Origin of the sequence: Lentzea waywayandensis, from assembly GCF_900115955.1 — a bacterium.
GTDB classification, from domain to species: domain Bacteria; phylum Actinomycetota; class Actinomycetes; order Mycobacteriales; family Pseudonocardiaceae; genus Lentzea; species Lentzea waywayandensis.
This window is the reverse complement of sequence record NZ_FOYL01000004.1, coordinates 390,450-404,803: the sequence shown is the minus strand read 5'-3', so window position 1 is coordinate 404,803 and position 14,354 is coordinate 390,450. Positions and strand designations below refer to the sequence as shown.

The 14,354-nt window shown below is 69.5% G+C and carries 16 protein-coding genes; 10 read left to right on the top strand and 6 right to left on the bottom strand.

Translation table 11 applies throughout. The features are described from left to right. The first annotated feature begins 2 nt into the window (after positions 1–2). The 3 genes from cydB to BM417_RS17610 are packed head-to-tail and all read left to right on the top strand — an operon-like array spanning position 3 to position 5,079. A complete protein-coding gene (cydB, locus tag BM417_RS17620; protein WP_093594807.1) occupies positions 3–974 on the top strand; it encodes a cytochrome d ubiquinol oxidase subunit II in 972 nt (323 codons plus the stop codon). Beyond that, on the top strand, positions 974–3,967 hold the full coding sequence (gene cydD, locus BM417_RS17615) for a thiol reductant ABC exporter subunit CydD (RefSeq protein ID WP_093594804.1): 2,994 nt from the start codon (positions 974–976) through the stop codon (positions 3,965–3,967). Before cydB ends, cydD begins: the two co-directional genes overlap by 1 nt. A gap of 5 nt (positions 3,968–3,972) precedes the next feature. Continuing rightward, positions 3,973–5,079 carry a GAF domain-containing sensor histidine kinase gene (locus BM417_RS17610; protein WP_093594801.1) on the top strand — a complete coding sequence of 369 codons (1,107 nt, stop codon included), beginning with the start codon at positions 3,973–3,975 and terminating at the stop codon, positions 5,077–5,079. Here the strand turns inward: BM417_RS17610 and BM417_RS17605 are convergent. Further along, positions 5,057–5,674 (bottom strand): response regulator, encoded by a 618-nt coding sequence (locus BM417_RS17605; RefSeq protein ID WP_177320474.1) that lies wholly within the window; start codon positions 5,672–5,674, stop codon positions 5,057–5,059. The genes BM417_RS17610 and BM417_RS17605 overlap by 23 nt on opposite strands. 61 nt (positions 5,675–5,735) lie before the next feature. Here BM417_RS17605 and BM417_RS17600 point away from each other — a divergent pair, with 61 nt between their 5' ends. Further along, positions 5,736–6,230: a GNAT family N-acetyltransferase gene (locus BM417_RS17600; protein WP_093594795.1), complete on the top strand. Its 495-nt coding sequence runs from the start codon at positions 5,736–5,738 to the stop codon at positions 6,228–6,230. Between the two features lie 50 nt (positions 6,231–6,280). Here the strand turns inward: BM417_RS17600 and BM417_RS17595 are convergent, their stop codons facing one another. Further along, positions 6,281–6,799, bottom strand: coding sequence for a macro domain-containing protein (locus BM417_RS17595; protein WP_093596125.1), 519 nt, complete (start codon positions 6,797–6,799; stop codon positions 6,281–6,283). Positions 6,800–6,934: 135 nt separating this feature from the next. Here BM417_RS17595 and pheA point away from each other — a divergent pair, with 135 nt between their 5' ends. Then, positions 6,935–7,825, top strand: a complete 891-nt coding sequence (pheA, locus tag BM417_RS17590; RefSeq protein ID WP_093596122.1) for a prephenate dehydratase — start codon at positions 6,935–6,937, stop codon at positions 7,823–7,825. Beyond that, entirely contained in the window at positions 7,822–8,418 is a 597-nt protein-coding gene (locus BM417_RS17585) for a histidine phosphatase family protein (protein WP_093594792.1), read from the top strand. The genes pheA and BM417_RS17585 overlap by 4 nt, the downstream gene beginning before the upstream one ends. On the opposite strand, the gene BM417_RS17580 is transcribed toward BM417_RS17585, so the two are convergent. Continuing rightward, on the bottom strand, positions 8,412–9,194 hold the full coding sequence (locus tag BM417_RS17580) for an MBL fold metallo-hydrolase (RefSeq protein ID WP_093594789.1): 783 nt from the start codon (positions 9,192–9,194) through the stop codon (positions 8,412–8,414). The genes BM417_RS17585 and BM417_RS17580 overlap by 7 nt on opposite strands. Before the next feature lie 86 nt (positions 9,195–9,280). Here BM417_RS17580 and BM417_RS17575 point away from each other — a divergent pair, with 86 nt between their 5' ends. Continuing rightward, positions 9,281–9,883: a TetR/AcrR family transcriptional regulator gene (locus BM417_RS17575; RefSeq protein WP_093594786.1), complete on the top strand. Its 603-nt coding sequence runs from the start codon at positions 9,281–9,283 to the stop codon at positions 9,881–9,883. A 24-nt stretch (positions 9,884–9,907) separates the two neighbouring features. Here BM417_RS17575 and BM417_RS17570 read toward each other — a convergent pair whose 3' ends face one another. Continuing rightward, the gene (locus BM417_RS17570; RefSeq protein WP_093594783.1) at positions 9,908–10,258 is read right to left on the bottom strand and encodes a metallopeptidase family protein; all 351 of its coding nucleotides are present in this window, start codon (positions 10,256–10,258) and stop codon (positions 9,908–9,910) included. After that, positions 10,255–11,262, bottom strand: coding sequence for a septum formation family protein (locus tag BM417_RS17565; protein WP_245821973.1), 1,008 nt, complete (start codon positions 11,260–11,262; stop codon positions 10,255–10,257). The genes BM417_RS17570 and BM417_RS17565 overlap by 4 nt, the downstream gene beginning before the upstream one ends. A 207-nt stretch (positions 11,263–11,469) precedes the next feature. Here BM417_RS17565 and BM417_RS17560 point away from each other — a divergent pair, with 207 nt between their 5' ends. The 3 genes from BM417_RS17560 to BM417_RS17550 are packed head-to-tail and all read left to right on the top strand — an operon-like array spanning position 11,470 to position 13,776. After that, positions 11,470–12,135 (top strand): hypothetical protein, encoded by a 666-nt coding sequence (locus BM417_RS17560; RefSeq protein WP_245821972.1) that lies wholly within the window; start codon positions 11,470–11,472, stop codon positions 12,133–12,135. A 6-nt stretch (positions 12,136–12,141) separates the two neighbouring features. Further along, the gene (locus BM417_RS17555; RefSeq protein ID WP_093594777.1) at positions 12,142–13,305 is read left to right on the top strand and encodes a glutathionylspermidine synthase family protein; all 1,164 of its coding nucleotides are present in this window, start codon (positions 12,142–12,144) and stop codon (positions 13,303–13,305) included. 21 nt (positions 13,306–13,326) lie between these two features. Then, the gene (locus BM417_RS17550) at positions 13,327–13,776 is read left to right on the top strand and encodes a DUF350 domain-containing protein (protein ID WP_093594774.1); all 450 of its coding nucleotides are present in this window, start codon (positions 13,327–13,329) and stop codon (positions 13,774–13,776) included. A gap of 189 nt (positions 13,777–13,965) precedes the next feature. On the opposite strand, the gene BM417_RS17545 is transcribed toward BM417_RS17550, so the two are convergent. Further along, complete coding sequence (locus BM417_RS17545) at positions 13,966–14,340, bottom strand: hypothetical protein (protein WP_143138688.1); 375 nt, start codon at positions 14,338–14,340, stop codon at positions 13,966–13,968. Between the last annotated feature and the right edge of the window lie 14 nt (positions 14,341–14,354).

Sequence of the window (14,354 nt, the reverse complement as noted above, 5' to 3'; positions counted from 1 at the left end):
CTGTGGAGACGCTCTGGTTCTGCGTGATCGCCCTGCTCTGGCTGGGCTACCTGTTCCTCGAAGGCTTCGACTTCGGTGTCGGCATGCTGCTTCCCTTCCTCGGGCGCGACAACACCGAACGCCGGGTCATGATCAACACCATCGGGCCGGTGTGGGACGGCAACGAGGTGTGGCTCCTCGTCGCGGGCGGTGCCACGTTCGCGGCATTTCCCGGCTGGTATGCGGCGCTCTTCAGCGCCGCGTACCTGCCACTCACCCTCTTCCTGCTGGCCCTGATCGGCCGGGGCGTCGCGTTCGAGTACCGCGGCAAGGTGGATTCGGCGCGCTGGCGGAAGGTCTGGGACACGGTGATCTTCGTCGGGTCGTGGGTGGCCGCGCTCGGCGTCGGCCTCATCATCGCCACGACCGTCACGGGCCTGCCGATCGACGCCGCCGGTGACCGGGTCGGCTCGCCGTTCGCGGCGATCAAGTGGGAGACGATCCTCGGCGCGCTCGCGATCGCGGGTTACGCGCTCGTGCACGGTGCGATCTTCTTGGCGCTCAAGACCGAGGGTGAGATCCGCGAACGTGCGCGACTCATGGCGTTGCGGATGGCACCGGTCGCTTTGCTGCCGCTGGTCGCGCTTCTGCTCTACGTCGCGGGGGTGTGGGCGCTTCCGGTGCTCCTGTTCGCCGGGCTCGCGTTGTGGCGGCTCTGGGTGGGACGCGAAGGACAGTCGTTCGCGTTCATGGGCCTCGCCGTCGCCGCGACCGTCACCGTGTTGTTCGCGTCGCTCTACCCCAACGTCCTGCCGTCCACTTTGGATCCGGCGTACACGCTCACCGTCGCAGGTGCGGCGTCGAGCCCGTACACGCTCACCGTGATGACGTGGGTGGCGGCGTTCGGCACGCCGGCCGTGCTGATCTACCAGGGCTGGACCTACTGGGTGTTCCGCAAGCGTATCGGCGTTCAGCACATCCCGGCAGCGCACTGATGAAGCGAGGCCCGCTGGGAGCTCTGCCCCAGCTCTCCAGGAACGCCAGACGCGCCCTCGTCGGGGTGGGCGCGCTGGCGTTCCTCAACGCCCTGGCGCTCGTCGCCCAGGCCGTCGCGCTGGCGTCGGTGATCACGACCCGCGAAGGTCTTCCGCTGCTGGCCGTGGCGATCCTGGCGCGTGCGGGTCTGTCGTGGGCGACGGAGTCCGCCGCCGCCCGCGCCGCCGCCGGTGCCAAGGAAGAGTTGCGGACCCAGCTGCTGGCCAAGTCGTTCGAACGCGGTCCCGGCTGGATCGCCGACCGCGGCACGGCCGAGCTGTCGGTCCTCGCGACCAAGGGTCTCGACGCGCTCGACGCCTACTTCACCCGCTACCTCCCCGCGCTGGTCACGGCCGTGATCGTGCCGCCGCTGGCCGGTGCGTGGATCCTCTTCACCGACTGGCCGTCGGCGGTGCTGATCGCGGTGACCGTGCCGTTGATCCCGGTCTTCGCCGCGTTGATCGGCTGGTACACCGAGAAGCGCGTCCGCAAGGCCGCCGACGTCACCGAGCTGCTGAGCGCCCAACTCCTCGAACTGCTCCGCGCCCTCCCGGTGCTGACCGTCTTCGGCCGGGCCAAGCAGCAGGCGGGCGCGGTCCGGCAGATCGGTGAGCAGCACCGCAAGGCCACGATGGGCACGCTCCGGATCGCGTTCCTGTCGGCGCTGGTGCTGGAGATCGCCGCGTCGTTGTCGGTGGCGCTGATCGCGGTCGGCGTCGGCGTCCGGCTCGTGCACGGCGACATGACGTTGATGACCGCGCTGGTCGTGCTGATCCTGGCGCCCGAGTGCTACCTGCCGTTGCGCGCCGCCGGTGCCGCCCACCACGCCAGCGAGGACGGTCTGGAAGCGGTCCGGCGAGTCGCCGAGGTCGTGGACCACGAGGACAAGGCCAGGCCGCGGCTGCCCGGCGGTTCGGTCCACGTCGACAACCTGCGCGTGCTGCGCCGAGGCGGTTTCGCTCCGGACGGCATCAGCTTCGATGTGCGGCCGGGGGAGATTTATCGACTTGAAGGCGCGAGCGGGGAGGGCAAGTCGACGACGTTCCAGGTGTTGCTGGGCTTTCTGGAGCCGACGGACGGCACCGCGTTCGTCGCCGGCGACATCGCCTACGTGCCGCAGAAGCCCGCGTTCGCCGCCGCCACCCCGCGCGCCGAGCTGGAGCTCACCGTTCCCGGCGCCGAGGACATCGAGCAGGTCGCGGACGAGGTCGCGGCCGTGCATCTGCTCGACCGTCAGATCACCGACCTCTCGACGGGTGAACGCCAACGCGTCGCAGTCGCGCGCGCCCTGCTGAGGGTTCGCCACGGCGCGACGGTGCTGCTGCTCGACGAACCGACCGCGCACCTCGACCCGGTGACAAGTCGCAAAGTCGACAAAGCGATCAAGAGAGCCAGCGACACGGCCGCCGTCGTCCTCGCCTCGCACCGCGAGAAGGAGGCGACCGACGACGAGACGTTCGCCAAGGTCGTCACCGAGGAGACACAGCAGGAACGGCCGAAGCGCCTGCCGATTCCGTGGAAGGGCGCCGGGCTGGGCATCCTCGCGGCCGTCGCGGGCATCGCGCTGACCGCGCTGGCGGCCCACCTGATCGCCCGCGCCGCCGAGATGCCACCGATCCTGACACTGACGGTGCTGGTCGTGGGCGTGCGGACGTTCGCACTGAGCAAGGGCGTACTGCGGTACCTCGAGCGTCTGGTCACCCACGACGAGACGTTCCGTCTCGCGAACAAGCTCCGTGCTGAGCTGTGGTTGCGGCTCGTGCGGACACAGCGCCGCGACGGGTTGCAACGGCTCGTCGAGGACGTCGACACCGTTCGCGACCTGGTGCCGCGCGTGCTGGTGCCGCCGATCGTGGCGATCGGCGCGGGCATCGCGACCACGGTCCTGTTCGCGTTCATCGACCCGGTGGCCGCGCTGACGCTGGGCGGTCTGCTGCTCGTGGCCGGACTCACGGCGCCCGCCGTCGCCGTCTGGACCGAGCGGCGGGCCAGCACGAAGCTCGCCAGGGGGCGCCGCAAAGTCGCCCGCGAGACCATCAACGCTCTCGTCGCCGCACCGGACCTCATCGCGCACGACGCCCACCACCGCCTGCTGGCCCAGCTGCACGCCGAGGACGTCGAGCTCGCGGGACAGACCCGCCGGCAAGCGTTCGGCACGGGCGCGGCCACGGCGATCGTCCTGCTCGCGACCGGCGTGGCGGCCCTCGTGTGCGCCACCACGGGCAACCCGGTGCTCGGTCTGGTGCCGCTCGCCCTCGCCGAACCGCTGGCCGCGCTGCCGTTGGCGGCGCAGCAGCGCAGGGCGTTGCGAGAAGCGAGCGCTCGGCTTCAGTTCGACGCGCCGGAACGCCCCGAGCAGCCGCGGGGCAAGCGGATCCGGCTGGAGAACGTCGACGTCCGCTGGCCCGGCGCGACCGAGCCGACGCTGAAAGATCTGCACCTCAACATCGAGCCCGGCACCCACGTGGCGATCGTCGGACCGTCGGGCAGCGGCAAGTCGACGCTGTTCGCGCTGCTCCTGGGCTTCCTGCCGCCCGAACGCGGCATCGTCGAGCTGCCCAGGGCGACCTGGTGCCCGCAGGAGCCGATGCTGGTCAGTACGACCGTGAGGGAGAACCTGCGCATGTCGGGACAACACGACGACGAGGCTCTCCGCGAGGCGCTGCGCACGGCGTGCCTGCCGGAGTGGGTGGACCGGCTCGACATGGTGATCAGGCCGGACCAGGTGTCGGGCGGCGAGGCGCAACGGCTGGCGTTGGCACGAGCGCTGCTGCACGACGCCGACGTGGTGTTGCTCGACGAGCCCACGGCACACCTGGACGAACCGACCGCGCGCAGGCTGTTGCGGCAGCTCAGGCAGGACGGCAGGACGGTCCTGCACATCACGCACCGCCCGGACGAGGCGGCGAGGGCGGACCTGGTGCTGGACCTCGGCACGCCCGCATACCGTTGAGGACCATGGACCCCTCTCTGGCGCGGCGCGTGCTCGTCGCGTCCACCGAGATCACGTCGGCGGCGCTGGAAGACCCGGAGAACGTGCTGGGGCTCGTGGTGAAGGCGGCCGCGGAGATCGCGGACGCCGACCTCGGCCTGGCCATGCTCGCCACGGAGGACGACGACGGCACGCTGACCGTCGAGGCGTCCAGCGGTGAGCCGATCGTCGCGACCCTGAGCCCGCGCAGTGCCGCCGCGAAGGCCGCGCGCACCGGTGTTCCGCTGATGGCCGACGACGTCGCGAACGACCCGCGCACGGCCCCGTACGTGCCGCAGGCGTTGCGGAACTACGGGCCGTTCGCCGTGGCGCCGTTCGGCACCTCGGACCGCAAGATCGGTGCTCTGGCCGTGTATCGCCGTAGGGACAAACCGCCGTTCACACAGGAGACGGTGGACGTGCTGACGGCGTTCGCGGCGCAGGCAGGCCTCGCCGTCGTGCTGTCCGAGGGCTTCACGGCACGGCAGCGCGTCGCGGTCTACGAGGAACGCGAACGGATCGCCCGCGACCTGCACGATGTGATCATCCAACGGCTCTACGGCGCCGGCGTGCAGATCAGCCTCCTGCAACGGCGCCTGGGCAAGAAGCTCGACGCTTCGCAGCGCGCCCGCATCGAGGAGGCGGTCGACCTGGTCGACGAGACGATCGCCGAGGTCCGCGCGACCGTCCGCAAGCTGCGCAACACCGACCCCGCCGACTCCGCCGACCTGCACGACTCGATCAAGGCCGAGGTCCGCACGGCCGGCGAGCTGCTCGGCTTCCCGCCGCGCCTGCACGTGGCCGGCGACCTGGCGAACGTGCCGCGCAAGCACGCCGACGACGCGCGGGCGGCGTTGCGTGAGGCGTTGTCGAACGTCGTGCGGCACTCAGGCGCGACGCACGTCCAGATCGACGTACGGCGCGATGAGAAGCACCTGCTGCTGCGCGTCGCTGACAACGGGTGCGGCATCCCGTCCGGCGTGACTCAGCGCGGGCTGCGGCACCTCGCCGAACGGGCGAAGGCCGCGAGTGGTGATTTCCGCGTGGTGAGTTCGCCGAACGGGACGACGCTCACCTGGTCCGTCCCCGTTTAGCCACCCATGCGGCGGCTTGCGTCCGGCGTTCCATGCCGAGTTTGGAGAGCACGGACGTCACGTAGTTCTTGACGGTCTTCTCCGCGAGGAAGAGCCGTTCACCGATTTGGCGGTTGGTGAGGCCCTCACCGATGAGTTCGAGCACGCGCTGTTCCTGGTCGGTGAGGCCGACCGGGGCCGGATTGCGCATCCGTTCGAGTACCCGGCTGGTGGTCGCGGGGTCCAGAAGGGACCGTCCAGCCGCGACCTCGCGCACGGCCGTGACGACGTCCTGGCCGCGAACCTGCTTGAGCAGGTAGCCCGACGCCCCGGCCATGATCGCGCCGACGAGCGCTTCTTCGTCGTCGAATGCGGTCAGCACCAGGCAACGAATGCCAAGGTCCCGAAGCGTCCGGCAGAGGTCGACGCCGCTGCCGTCGGGCAGTTGAACGTCCACGACTGCCACATCGGGCGGGTTCGCTCCTGCTCGAGTCACGGCCTCGGTGACAGAACCTGCCTCGGCGATGACCGAGATGTCCGCCTCGTCGTCCAGCATCTCGCGCAGTCCTCTGCGCACTACTTCGTGATCGTCAACCAACAAAACTCGCACTGGCACGAATCCACCGTACGTCGAATGGCTGTTCCTGAGTGTGACTCAAATTGGCACAGTTCTTGTCATGGCAGAAGGCTCGGTACGACCGGTCGAGGAAGCAGATCGCATAGTTGTCGCCCGACTGGTTCTCGAGCTATGGGGAGCACACACCGCCGTCGCGCACGGCGAGGTGTTCTTCCCGGCGAGTCTGCCGGGCTTCCTCGTGGAGAAGCAGGGTCAGGTGCTGGGTCTGCTGACCTATGCGGTGACGAACCACCAGCTGGAGATCGTCACGATCGACGCGCTGCGGCGAGGCCGCGGCGTCGGCACCGCGCTGGTCGACGCCGCGGTTCGCCAGGCACGCACGCTCGGCTGCAACCGGGTGCGCCTCACGACCACCAACGACAACCTCGACGCGGTCCGCTTCTACCAGCGCCGCGGGTTCAAGCTGGCGGCCTTGAGACCGGACGCGGTCCGCGAGGCGCGCAAGCTGAAGCCGGAGATCCCGGCGGTTGGGGAGTTCGGCATCCCCATCACAGACGAGATCGACCTGGAGCGATGGGTCGCGCCACGGCAGTAGTCCACAGGTGTCCACAGCTCTGTCCACAGGGTTGTGCACAAGCTAGGTGCTCAGACGTGCAGCGGGTTGAACGCCTCGTCCCACGCGGCGGCGACCTGATGGGCGCACGTGGACGGCGCGACGCCTCCCACCCCGGTGCCGAGTCCCGGCATCGCGATGGTGTGGACGGCGTCGCGCACCGGCGTGCCGTCCTCCAGGCGTCCTGCCAGCCAGAGCATCAGCACCGCGCGTGCGGCCAGGTACGGGTGGACGGTGTCGACCGGCAGCCGCTCGCCGGGCCGGCGCATCGTCGGGGCGCTGATGAGCCAGGCCGGTTCGGTCTCGCCGGTCGCCACGATCTGCGCCTCGCCCACGGGGAGCTCGCCGCCGTGCAGCGCGAGGACCGCGCTGCGGACGTTGTTCTCGACCTGCGGGAACGCCGTGGCGTAGACGGCGTCGATGCCACCGCGCATCCAGCCCTGCGAGTTCGCCGGGCTGACGATGGCCTGCGCGTGGATGTCCAGAACGGACCCGCGATGCACTCGCACCCCGGCGCGGCCGTCCGCGACGGCGAGCCAGGCGTTCGCCATCGGTTCGTCGACCGCGCACAACACGAGTTCTGGCGCTAGAGCGGGCACGCCCCAAGCATTCCAGTTCGAACGGTCCCGGCGGAACCCAGGATTGGCCCCCGACACAGGCGTGATTCGCGCCTCTACTGTGTGCGGGTGCCTCGCATTGCGTACTTCGGACCACAGGGGACCTTCACCGAGCAGGCCGCGATGCGGTTCGAGGGTGAGCTCGTCCCCGTCGAGACCATCCCCCTCGCCTTCGCCGCGTTGCGCGAGGGGGCGACCGACTTCGCGTGCGTGCCGATCGAGAACTCCGTCGAGGGCGCCGTGCCGGCGACGCTGGACGCTCTCGTGCGCGACGAACCGGTCGTCGCGGTGGCCGAGACGGTGCTGGACGTCCGGTTCAGCGTCCTGGTGCGTCCGGGCACCGCCGAGATCCGCACCATCGCGTCGCACCCGCACGCGCTGGCCCAGGTCCGCGAGTGGATCGCCGCCTCGCTGCCCGGCGTCACCTCGATCGCCACCTCGTCGACCGCAGCCGCCGCTGCCGCCGTGGAGCGCGGTGAGTTCGACGCCGCCGTGTCTGCTCCTGTCGCCGTGAACCACTACAAGCTGGACGAGTACGCCACGGACATCCTGGACGTGCCCGACGCACGGACGAGGTTCCTGCTGCTCCACCGTCCAGGTCAGCTGCCTGAGCCGACCGGCGCAGACCGCACGAGCGTCGTCGTGACCACCCCGAACCGCGTGGGCGTGCTGTCCGAGCTGCTCACCGAGCTGGCGTTGCGTGGCATCAATCTCACCGGCCTCGAATCACGCCCTCAAAAGGGCAAACTGGGGACGTACCGCTTCTACATCGACGTCGAGGGGCACATCGCAGAGCCGAGGATCGGTGACGCGCTGGCCGCGCTGCACCGACACTCGCGCGAGATCCGGTTCCTCGGGTCCTTCCCGAAGGCCGACCAGGGGCCCGTCGAGGCTCACAACGCCGAGTTCGCCGCAGCCGCCTCCTGGGTCGATGCTGTCAGAAAGGGCGAGCGCGGGTGAGGTTGCTGCTGGTCAGGCACGGTGAGACGGCGTCGAACATCGAACGCAGGCTGGACACGGCCATGCCGGGACCCCCGCTCACCGAACTGGGCCGCAAGCAGGCCCGCGAACTGGCCGACGGCCTCGCCGCCGAAGAGATCGTCGCGGTCTACGCGAGCATCGGCCTGCGCGCCCAGCAGACCGCCGCACCCACCGCCGAACGCTTCGGCCTGCCTGTCCAGATCCTCCAGGGCGTCGAGGAGATCCAGGTCGGCTCGCTGGAGGGCCGCAACGACACCGAGGCCTACCGGACCTACCTGGAAACCGTCATCAAGTGGGCCGAAGGCACGCTCGACGTGGCGTTTCCCGGCGGCGGCGAGACCGGGCAGCAGGTGCTGGACCGGTTCCTGGGCGCGGTCGAGTCGATCCGGACCGACGGCACCGTCATGGTCGTGACGCACGGCGGCGCCGGGCGGATGGGCGCGCTGGCACTGGCGTCGAACGTGCCGGTGGAGCTGGCCGAGAACCTGCTGCCGAACACCGGCGTCGTGGTGCTGGAGTCCGACGGTGACGGCTGGGCGTGCCGGTCGTGGGCGGGCGTCGAGGTTCAGTAGCTCAGGTCGAGCCACTCCCCGACTGCGAGCACGTGCGCGCGTTGCCCCGCGTGCTCGCGGAACTCACCCTCCGGGTCGGCGACCTCGACGTAACCAGGCAGCTTCACGGGCTGCTCCTGCTCGTAATGCATCGGCACGGCGTGCCGGGCGCCGAGGATCGTCGCCGCGGCGGCGGCCTGGAACGGGTCCATCGCGGCGAGCACCGGGCTCGGCGGCTGGAGGTGCGGTGCGTTCACGACCGCGCCGTTGGCCGGCAGGAACGCCGCGTCGAACGGGCTGAACCGGCGCGCCACCAGCCACCACCAGCCGTGGAACATCGTGTCGCCGCCGTGGAAGACGCGCTGCCCGTCCGTCTCCACCACCCAGTTCAGCTGGGGATCGCCCAGCCCGTCGACGGACGGGACGGCGGTGACGCGGAACGGTCCGATCTCGCGTGCGGACCAGGTGTCCACCACCTCGGCGGCCAGCCGGTGCTCGGCCAGTTCGTGCTCGCTCAGCAACGTCGTCACGTTGTCCACGTCGTCGCCGTGGCCGGGTGCCGGGCGAAGAACCGGCGCTCCCGGCGTCAGCACCTCGGCGAGCGCCGTCGCGTCGGTGTGGTCGCGGTGCAGGTGGGTGACCAGCGCGGCGGTGACCTTCCCGCTCGCCTGGGTCAGTCCGATGCCTGGCCGCCAGCCGGTGAACAGCGGTGACAGGTCCTGCACGTAGTCGATCACCAGCCGCGCCCCGCCGGCCTCGATCTCAACGCCGGCCCAGCCCAGTCGTCGCACTCGCATCTCGCACTCCTCGCGTCGGTGAGCCGAACTTAGAGTACGAGCGTTCGCCAAATCAATAGCGAACGTGCGTACGCTATTCTCGTCACATGTCCCCGCGACGCTCCGCAGCCGACGCGCTCCTCACCCGAGGCCGGATCCTGAGCCGCGCCGCCGAGATCGCCTCCGAGGAAGGGCTCGACGGCATCACCATCGGCCGCCTCGCCGAGGAGTTGGAGATGAGCAAGTCCGGGGTGCACAAGCACTTCGGCACCAAGGAGACCCTGCAGATCGACACGCTCGACAAGGCGTTCGTCGACTTCTGGCACCGCGTGGTCGAACCGGCGCTGACCGAACCGCCCGGCCTGCGGCGGCTGCGCGTGGTGTGCGCGAACTCCGTGGACTACCTGGCGGAACCGTTGCTGCCCGGCGGCTGCCTGATGACCGCGGCGCTGAGCGAGTACGACGGCAGGCCCGGCGCGGTGCGGGACGCGGTGGCGCAGGTGTGGTCGCGCTGGCAGGGACAGCTGAAGGCGGACCTGGTCGCGGCCGTGGAGGGCGGCGAGCTGGCCGGCGGGTTCGACGTCGACCAGGCGTTGTTCGAGATCCTGGCCGCGGGGCTCGCGTTGAACGCGGCCATGCAGTTGCAGCACGACCAGGCGGCGGTCGGGCGGGCACGCCGGGCGATCGAGCGGGCACTCCACCAGTCGTGACTCAGACGCTCGTGTCCCGAGCCGTCAGCCCCAGCCCAGCTCGTGCAGCTTCGCGTCGTCCACCCCGAAGTGGTGCGCGATCTCGTGCACGACGGTGATGATCACTTCTTCGATCACGTCGTCCTCGGTGTCGCAGATGTCGAGGATCGCCTCGCGGTAGATGAAGATGTGGTCGGGCAGCGCGCCGCCGTAGTCGGAGTTGCGCTCGGTCAGGGCGATGCCCTGGTAGAGCCCGAGCAGTGACGGCTCCTCGGGGTTTCGGTCCTCGACCAGCACCACGACGTTGTTCATCGCGTGCATGAAGTCGGGCGGGACCAGGTCCAGGGCCTCTTCGACCAGCTCGTCGAAACGAGCGCGGGTCATCTCGACGGTCATCGGTTCTCAGTGCTCGAAGGCGGTGCGGTGGAGGACGGCTTGTCGGGCTTGCCGGAGTCCGTGGGCTTGCCGGACTCGCCCGAGGGCGGCTGGCCGGACTCGGAGTGCAGCGGGGCGCCGGTGGGCTCGTCCTGGGCCTTGACCGAGGTGGTCTGCGGCGGGTTCGCGGTGGTCAGCGGCGCGCCGTTGGGGTTGCGGACGGTGCCCTCCCACGCCACGAGCTTCTCGCCCTGGGGGACGGCGCCGATCTTGCAGTTGGCCTTGCGCGAGCCGACGGCCCAGCTCTCCTCTGCACGCGTGTCCCAGGTGATGAGCAGGTTCTTGGCCTTCAGGTCGGCGCCGCCGGTGTACTCGGCGGCTATCGCGGCGCACTTCTCGGACATCACGGTGTCCTGCTGCTCGGGTGCCACGAACGCGCCCTCGGGGTGTTGCACGACGCCGACGATCTCGAACGCGTGCGGCTTGGCGCACTCGATCGGGTCACCGACCGTGTTGTTCTCGGCGAGCGCGACGCAGACGCCGGGGTCGTAGACGTTCGACTGGTCCTGGGTCTTCGCGCTGCCGAACGACGGCAGGGCGGCGCCGGAGGGAGCGGTGACCTGAAGGCCGCACCTGAGCTGGCGGTAGCCGCTCGACCAGCGGCTCTCGTCCGGGTTCAGCGTGCTGACGCCGTACTTGCCCTTCGGGTCGAGCTTGCCGGCCATGTAGGTGGTCGACGCCTGCGCGCAGTTGTCCTGCGCGATCTTCTCCCAGGCCTCGCCGCTCGGGAACGGCGCTTCCTTCGGGTACGCGGCGGTGATGTCGGCCGTTCCGCTGACCTCGAACTTGTGCGCGGCTGCGCAGTCGACCTTCTGCGCGTCCGACAGGTCCGGTTTCTCCCAGTTGAGGCATTCGCCCGCGACGGCCTGGTACGCGGCGTTGACGAGCTCGCGTTTGGTACCGAGCGGGCCTCCTGCCAGCACGGACGTGAACGCGGACAACATCAACAAGCCGAACGCGCCCACGAAAGCGCCGACCATCACAAGCCGCGTGTCGCGGATGTGACCAGATCGACTCAACCAACCGGCGCTCGGAGACATCTCAACCATGATGCCCGTGCCGTGTGAGACGGCTGTGCGCCGGGTTGGGTCGAGTGTTGCTATTAGGACACTCGTCACTGAATTGGCCATGTTTCAGCTGTCTCGCTAGGTACCTTGCCCGCGGGAGTGGTGATGACTGACAACAACCTGCCAGGACCTGGCCAGCCGACGCCCCAGCCTGGGCCGCAGTCGGGACAGCCCGGCCAGCCGCAACAGCCGCCGCCGTACCAGCCGGCGGCACCGCAGCCCGGCTCGAACCAGCCGGCGCAGCAGCCGCCTGCCAAGGGCAAGGTGCGCCAGCAGCAGGCCGGCATGACGAAGCCGCGCCAGGCGACGGTCGCCGAGCAACGCGCTCGCGCCGCCGCGTTGAAGGCGCAGCAGGAGCGGTTCGCCGCCGAGTCCGCCGCCTTCGAGAAGAAGCGCAAGACGCGCAAGCGCCTGCTCATCGGCGGTGGCGTGACCGTGGGCGTGATCGCGCTGGTCGCGATCTGGTACGCGGCCGCCAGCCCCAAGAACGTCACGGCGCAGTGCACCGACTCGAACAACGTGATCGTCGACGACGACTACTGCGACCAGTCGTACTACAGCAGCCACGGCGGGTACTCGAGCGGCGGCTTCATCTACATCGGCGGCAGTTCGTACCGCTACAACTACGGCGGCTCGGGCGCGGTCGGCCAGAAGGTGACCGGCGGCAGCTACACGATCCCGAAGGGTGCGAACGTCAGCACCAAGTCGGGCACGTCGGTGCAGCGCGGTGGCTTCGGCGTCAGCAGCGGCTCCTCCAGCAGCGGAGGCTGAGCACAGTTGCGTCGTGAAACCTCGCAGCCGCGGCCGAACTGGCAGCGGACGGTCTCGGACCAGGGGTTGGTGTTCGGCCTGCCCGCGAAGTACGCGAACGGCACCGACCGTCCGTACTGGGACGAGTCGGTGCACTACGTGTTCGAGATGAGCGACATCCTCTCGCTCGAAGCCGACGTCGAGCTGCTCCACTCCATGTGCCTCGACGCGGTGGACAACGTGGTGCTCACCGAGCGGTACCGCGACTTCGGCATCCCCGAGTGGGTGTGGCCGCACATCGCCGAGTCGTGGCGCCGCCGCGACCCGCACGTCTACGGCCGCTTCGACCTGCGCTACGACGGCTCGGGTCCCGCGAAGCTGCTCGAGTACAACGCGGACACCCCCACGTCACTGCTGGAAGCCGGATACATCCAGTGGCACTGGAAGGAAGACGTCTTCCCGGACGACGACCAGTGGAACTCGCTGCACGAGCGCCTGGTCGAGCGGTGGACGGAGATCGGCGCCAAGCTGCCCTCCGGTGAACTGCACTTCACCTGGTCGGGCGCCGACCCGTCCGGTGAGGACCACCTCACGATCGCCTGCCTGCAGGAGACCGCCGCAGAGGCCGGTCTGAACACCGTGGGCCTCGCGATCGAGGAGGTCGGCTGGGACACGCTGCTCAACCGGTTCGTCGACCTCGAAGAGGCCCCGATGGGCACGGTCTTCAAGCTCTACCCGTGGGAGTGGGTGGTCGAGGAGCAGTTCGGCCGCCACGCCGTCGAGTCGCTGCCCGGCACGCTGTGGGTCGAGCCGTTGTGGAAGATGCTGCTCTCCAACAAGGCGCTGCTCGCGGTCCTGTGGGAGATGTACCCCGGCCACCCCAACCTGCTCCCCGCCTTCCTGAACGACCCCGGCATGCTCACCGAGTACGTGCGCAAGCCGCTGCTCGGCCGCGAGGGGTCGAACATCCAGATCGTCGCTCCTGGCTACGAGACGCAGACCGGCGGCGTGTACGGCAAAGAAGGCTTCGTCTACCAGCTGTTCGATCCGCTTCCGGAGTTCGACGGCTACCGCCCCGCGTTGGGCGCCTGGGTCGTGGGCGACACGTCGGCAGGCCTCGGCATCCGGGAAACGGTCGGTCTGGTGACCGACGATGGCGCGGCGTTCGTGCCGCATCGAATTGTTGAGTAAGACTCCGAAAGGGAACAGCACATGTACGAGCTCGCGTTGGACCCCGGCTTCGGCTCGGCGATCGGCCGGGGCATCGGCGCGATCGCGCTGTACGCCGTCGTCGGTCTGATCCTCATGGTGTTCGGCTTCTACGCGATCGACTGGACGACGCCGGGCAAGCTGTCCGCCCTCGTCCGCAACGGAGCCCCGAACGCAGTCATCGTGACCGCCTCCGGCCTCGTGTCGATGGCGCTGATCGTCGTCGTCGCCATCTACAGCTCGGCAGGCAAGCTCGACGAGGGCCTGCTCTCCTCCCTGATCTACGGCCTTCTCGGCATCGTCGTGCAGGTGGCGGCCGTCCGGTTGCTGGAGTGGGTGACCCGTCTGGACATCGGCTCGCTGATCGAGTCGGACCGCTTCGCCCCGGCCTCCGTCGTCGTGGCCTCGGCGCACGTCGCGCTCGGCCTCGTGGTGGCTGTCGCGATCATCTAGTGGTGTGGCCCAGAAAGTTGCCGGGCGAATTCGCGGTCAGACGGGTGCATCGCGGCGCCGCCCCCACGTCCTCGTACGGACGTACGGGGGCGTGGGGGCGGCGCCGCGAGGTGCCCTGCTGAGCGTGAATTACCCAGCCAACTTTCTGGGTCGCGCCACCAGTACCCGCTTTGCCGAGGGACCCGGTGCTCACGTGGCGCCGGGTCCTTTTCGTTCGCGGAGTCGCCGGAGCCCCACTGCGGAGGTGACCAGACCCGCCACCCCGAGCAGGATCGGCGGCACGAGCACCAGCGGGCCCCGGCCTTCGGACTCGAACACCCGGTCGTCGGCATTGACCACCTCGACGGTGTCGCCGAACTCGGCCTCACTCGGGGCCGGGTCCAGGTCGGATCGCGTGGCCACGGCGACGTCAGTGGCCAACGCGCTGTCCCGCACGCTGTAGTTGCCGGGCAAGCCGTCGACGGCGTTCTGGTACGCCTCCGGGAACGAAAGCGCACCCGCGGCGATCAGAGCGAGTCCCGCGAACAGTGTGAAGGCCGATCCGTTTCCCTTGCGCTCGCGCATCACATAGGTCTGGA